Consider the following 5,326-nt stretch of genomic DNA (forward strand, 5'->3'; position numbering starts at 1 on the left):
TGGTAGTACATGAGGCGCGGCAGCGGCACCGGGCAGTCGAGGATCGCGACCGGCAGCCGGTCGAGGAAACGCTCGCAGTACTGGCGCCCGGTGGTGAGCACCAGCAGGCTCGAGGCCACCATGTCCGGAATCAGCCCGAAATGGGCGCAGCGCGCCATGATGTTGCGCTGCCGCCCCATCTCGTCGAGCATCTGGTCGATGATCCCGCGCGCCCCCGGGTGCGTGGGCGTCGGCGCGATGTGCTCGGCCGCGAGCCAGCTCTCCAGGTCCCAGCCGCGGCGCACCGCCGGATGGTCCTTGTTGACCATCGAAACGATGTCGTCGCCGAACAGGCGCGCCATGTGCAGGTCCTCCGGCGGCTTGAGCCAGTTGCCGATCACCAGGTCGACCTGCCCGAGCGACAGGTGCGAGTGATAGTCCGAGTCGGACGACAGCGGATGGATCTCGATGTGGCACAGCGGCGCCTGGCTCTTGATCTGCGCCACCAGCATCGGCAGGAACAGCGGGTCCATGTAGTCGCTGGCGGCGATGCGGAAGGTGGTGGCCGCGGTCTGCGGATCGAAGCCGCGGGCGTCGCTGAACAGCACCTCGGCCGAGCGCAGGATCGCCGCAGCGGGCTCGATCATGCGCAGTCCGGCATCGGTCGGCACCATGCCCGAGCCCGAGCGCACCAGCAGCGGGTCGCCCGAGAGCTCGCGCAGCCGTTTGAGGGCGGCGGAGACGGCGGGCTGGTACATCCCCAATCGGATGGCGGCACGCGAGACGCTGCGGTCGGTCAGCACGGTGTGTAGAACCCGGATGAGATGAAGATCGATCTTGTCGAGAAGCGCTTGGTCTCTCATGTCTGCCCGCCGTGGTCTGGAATGTGCGGGCAGTTATACAGCGCTGCATTCACATGGAAAGGCCCTCAGGCGGCGGCCTGCTGCACCGCGGTGATCGCCTTCAGGATCGCCTCGCTGGTGGCCGGCGCGCGCAGCGGCGGATCGGCCCGGTGGCCGCCCACCGCCGACACCGCGTCGCGGATCGCGAAGAAGACCGAGAACGGCAGCAGGAGCGGCGGCTCGCCGACCGCCTTGCTGCGGTGGATCGAGTCCTCGAAGTTCTGGCCTTCGAACAGCCGCACGTTGAACACCGGCGGGCAGTCGTTGGCGGTCGGGATCTTGTAGGTGCTGGGCGCATGGGTGGTCAGGAGGCCGGTCTTCGGGTGCCAGACCAGTTCCTCGGTCGTGAGCCAGCCCATGCCCTGGATGAAGGCGCCCTCGACCTGGCCGATGTCGACGGCCGGATTCAGCGACTTGCCGGCGTCGTGCAGGATGTCGGCGCGCAGCAGCTTCCATTCGCCGGTCAGCGTGTCGACGATCACCTCGCTCACCGCCGCGCCGTAGGCGAAGTAGTAGAACGGGCGGCCGAACATCCGGTCCTTGTCCCAGGAGAGGCCCGGCGTCGCATAGAAGCCGTCGGACCAGAGCTGCACGCGGTCGAGGTAGGCCTCGCCGATCACCGTGGCGAAGGGCAGCGTGCGGCCGTTGACTTCGACCTTGTCGTTGGCGAAACGCACCGCGCCGGCCTCGCCGCCGTGGCGCGCCGCGGCGCAGGCGGCCAGCCGCTCGCGGATCTGGCGTGCCGCGTCCTGCGCGGCCTTGCCGTTGAGGTCGGCGCCGGTCGACGCGGCGGTCGCCGAGGTGTTGGCGACCTTCTGCGTGTCGGTCGCCGTGACCCGCACGCTCTCGAAGCTGACGCCGAGTTCGTGCGCGACCACCTGTGCCACCTTGGTGTTGAGGCCCTGACCCATCTCGGTGCCGCCGTGGTTCACGAGGATCGAGCCGTCGGTGTAGACATGGACCAGCGCGCCGGCCTGGTTGAAGTGCTTGACGTTGAACGAGATGCCGAACTTGAGCGGCGCCAGCGCGATGCCGCGCTTGAGCACCGGGCTCTTCGCATTGAAGGCCGCGATCTCCTCGCGCCGTGCGCGGTAGCCGCTGGTGGCTTCGAGATCGGCCACAAGCTCGTGAATGATGTTGTCGCTGACCCGCTGGCCGTAGGGCGTGACGTCGCGCTCGCCCTTGCCGTAGAAATTGATGCGCCGCACGTCGAGCGGGTCGCGGCCCAGTTCGCGCGCCACGCTGTCGAGGATGTTCTCGATCGCGATCGCGCCCTGCGGGCCGCCGAAGCCGCGAAAGGCGGTGTTGCTCTGGGTGTTGGTCTTGCCCGAGTAGCCGTGCATCGCGACGTCGGGCAGCCAGTAGGCGTTGTCGAAGTGGCACAGCGCGCGGGTCATCACCGGGCCCGACAGGTCGGCCGAGTGGCCGGCGCGCGACACCATCGTGATCTCGGCGCCGAGGATGCGGCCCTCGTCGTCGTAGCCGACCTCGTACTCGTACCAGAAGCAGTGGCGCCGGCCGGTGATCATGAAGTCGTCGTCGCGGTCCAGCCGCAGCTTGACCGGACGCCTGAGCTTGTTGGCCGCCACCGCCGCCACGCAGGCGAACAGCGCCGACTGCGACTCCTTGCCGCCGAAGCCGCCGCCCATGCGCCGGCACTCGACCTGAACCTCGTTGGCGTGCAGGTGCAGCGCGTGCGCGACCAGGTGCTGCATCTCGCTCGGATGCTGGGTCGAGCAGTACACGTGCATCGTGCCGCCCTCCTTCGGGATCGCGTAGCTGATCTGGCCTTCGAGGTAGAACTGCTCCTGGCCGCCGACGTCGAGCTCGGCCTTGAGCCGGTGCGGCGCCTTCGCGATCGCGGCCTGCGCGCCGCCCTCGTTCGTGCTGCGCACCAGGTGCATCGGCGGCACCACGTACTGGCCCCTGGCGTGCGCGTCCTGCGGCGTCAGCACCGGCGGCTCGGCGTCGATCTCGAGCGCGTCGCCGGCGCGGGCCGCGGCGCGGCGTGCGGCGTCGCGCGTCTCGGCGATCACCGCGAACACCGGCTGGCCCAGGTAGCGGATGTCGCCGCTGCAGAGGATCGGGTCGTCATGGACGATCGAGCCGCAGTCGTTGCTGCCCGGAATGTCGGCCGCCGTGAGCACCGCCACCACGCCCGGCATCGCACGGATGGCGTCGAGCTTCATGTCCTTCAGGCGGCCGTGGGCTGCGGGCGAGAGGCCCAGCGCGCAGTGCAGCGTGCCCGCGAGTTCCGGGATGTCGTCGATGTAGGTCGCCTCGCCGGCCACGTGCAGCTGCGCCGACTCGTGCGGACGGCTGATGCCCACGCGCGCACCGTCGCCGTGCGCCTTGGCCTCGGCGCGCTCGTCGATGCGGGCGGCCGCGTTCGTGAGGTAGTCCGCGAAGGCTTCCGCGGGCTGGAGCAGGCTGGGGTCGAGGGGTTTGTTCATGTCAGGCTCCTTGCACGGCGTCGAGGGCGGCATGGGGCATCACGCTCCAGACGCTGGTGGCTTCCACCGGCAGYGGGTCGGTGGTGCGCGTTTCCAGCCACAGGCGCTGCAGCAGGTTCTGCGCCACCTGCAGGCGGTAGTCGGCGCTGGCCCGCATGTCGGTCAGCGGCTTGAAGTCCTGCGCCAGCGCGAGCTTCGCGGCGTTGACGCTGGCCTGGGTCCAGGGCTTGCCCGTCAGCGCGGCCTCGGCCCGCGCGGCGCGCTTGACCGTGGCGGCCATGCCGCCGAAGGCGAGGCGCACTTCCTTGACCACATCGCCATCGAGCGCGATCGAGAAGCCGCCGCACAAGGCCGAGATGTCGCAGTCGAAGCGCTTGCTGATCTTGTAGGCCCTGACCTGCCGCCGGAGCGCCGCGAGAGGCACCGACATCCCCTGCACGAACTCGCCGGGCTCGAGCCGGTTCTTCATGTAGTCGACGTAGAAATCCGTCAGCGGCATGCGGCGCACATGCTCGCCGCGGCGCAGCTCGATTTCGGCATCCAGCGCCATCAGCACCGGCGGCGAATCGCCGATCGGCGAGCCGTTGGCGACGTTGCCGCCCATGGTTCCCGCATTGCGGATGGGGGGCGAGGCGAAGCGAAGCCAGACGTCGGTCAGGCTCGGCGCGCGCTGCGCCAGCGCGCGGAAGGCGCTCTCGAGCGAGGCGCCGGCACCGATGTAGAGGGCGTCTGCGCGCTCCTCGACCACCTTCAGTTCGGCCACGTCGCCCACCGAGATGATGTCGCCGAGATCGCGGAACTGCTTGTTGACCCACAGGCCGACGTCGGTCGAACCGGCGAGCAACTGCGCGCCCGGCTTGGCTTCGCGCAGGGCGGCGAGTTCGGCCAGCGTGGTCGGTGCGTGGAAATGGTCCAGCCGCTGGCCCAGGGGCGCGGCGTAGTCGAAGGTGCTGTCGCGCTTCAGGGTGGACAGGGCCTCGACCACGGGCGCGGTGTCGAGCCGCACGCCGGGCAGGTCGAACATGCGCTGGCCGGCATCGAGGATCGGCCGGTAGCCGGTGCAGCGGCACAGGTTGCCCGACAGCTCGTCGGCCAGTTGCTGGCGGGTCGGCCGGCTGCCGCCTTCCTGGTGATGCTCGTAGGTCGACCACAGCGACATCACGAAGCCGGGGGTGCAGAAGCCGCACTGCGAGCCATGGCAGTCGACCATCGCCTGTTGCACGGGGTGCAGGCGCTGCACCGGATGCTTGTCGTGCTGGGCCGGATCCCTGCCGTGGCTGCACTGCGCCTTCAGGTCCTCGACCGTGAACAGCGCCTTGCCGTGCAGCGTCGGCAGGAACTGGATGCAGGCGTTGACCGTCTGCAGCCGCAGGCCGCCCACCGCCTCTTTGTCGCCGGGCTGGGCCAGCTCGCCGATGACCACGGTGCAGGCACCGCAATCGCCCTCGTTGCAGCCTTCCTTGGTGCCGGTGCAGCGGGCATCCTCGCGCAGCCAGTCGAGCACCGAGCGGGTCGGATGCACGCCGCCGACGTCGACGATCCGGCCGCGGTGGAAGAAGCGGATGGGTTGGGTGCTCGGGGTCATGCGGGTCTCGTGGGTGTCTTAGTCAACGCTCTGGAACGATCAAGAATCGGGCCAACTGGAAGTTAGTGCTTTGCGGCGCTGCATGCATACGGTCGCCGCCATATCTCTTATGTGGGCGCCGGTATGTGACGCCCGGGAAAACCCTTGGGGCCGGGCCTCATTGTGGCGCTGCGAAGGCCCGGCGAACAGCGAACTCCGCCCGTGAACCCAGGGTCCAACCAGGCCACCCCTCACTGCTGGAGTTCTTCATGAAGAAACTGCTGGCTTTGGCCTTCCTGATCGCCGCCGTGTCCGGCGCCCCCACCCCCAGCCTCGCCTTCAACGGAATGCAGGGTGGCAACGGCCATGGCGGAGGTTTTCAGCATCACGGTGGAGGCTTCCACGGCAATCCTGGACTCCACCCGTTC

The 5,326-nt window shown here is 69.1% G+C and carries 3 protein-coding genes; all 3 read right to left on the minus strand.

Annotated elements, in window-relative coordinates; translation table 11 throughout:
* Window positions 1-842, minus strand: an 842-nt coding sequence (locus AC1D2K_RS29090; RefSeq protein ID WP_478093195.1) for a LysR family transcriptional regulator, incomplete at its 3' end; no start/stop codon positions are given.
* Window positions 843-907: 65 nt separating this feature from the next.
* Entirely contained in the window at window positions 908-3,334 is a 2,427-nt protein-coding gene (gene xdhB / locus AC1D2K_RS29095) for a xanthine dehydrogenase molybdopterin binding subunit (RefSeq protein WP_478093197.1), read from the minus strand.
* A 1-nt stretch (window position 3,335) separates the two neighbouring features.
* Window positions 3,336-4,919, minus strand: a complete 1,584-nt coding sequence (gene xdhA, locus AC1D2K_RS29100) for a xanthine dehydrogenase small subunit (protein WP_478093199.1) — start codon at window positions 4,917-4,919, stop codon at window positions 3,336-3,338.
* Window positions 4,920-5,326: the final 407 nt, after the last annotated feature.

This window comes from Variovorax sp. P1_H12_2 (genome assembly GCF_056405335.1).